The following is a 261-nucleotide window of genomic DNA, read 5'->3' on the forward strand; positions in this document are numbered from 1 at the left end:
CGTGTGTGGTGCTGCGCTGGCTCAAGGTGCGGCACCTCAGGGCCGTGGTCTGGGTGGTGCCGGGCATCGCCGGCAGCGCGGGGGGCCAGGTCGTCCGGGCCGTCCAGTGCTCCCGTGTCTTCGGCAGCCGGCGGCCCGCGGGCATCGTCGCCCCCACCCACACCGGCGCATGTCCGCCCGCCTCCGCCGACCGGACCCCCCCGTCGGACTCCGACATGCTCCTCCGCCCGGACCCCGACCCCGTGCGCATGGTGCCGTGGG

1 pseudogene is annotated in these 261 nt (G+C 77.0%); it reads left to right on the top strand.

Annotated elements, in window-relative coordinates:
* Positions 1 to 261: pseudogene (locus ACQG3P_RS20210) on the top strand (glutamine synthetase); the annotation flags it as partial.

Source organism: Stenotrophomonas sp. SrG (assembly GCF_050031795.1).
Taxonomy (GTDB): Bacteria; Pseudomonadota; Gammaproteobacteria; order Xanthomonadales; family Xanthomonadaceae; genus Stenotrophomonas; species Stenotrophomonas rhizophila_A.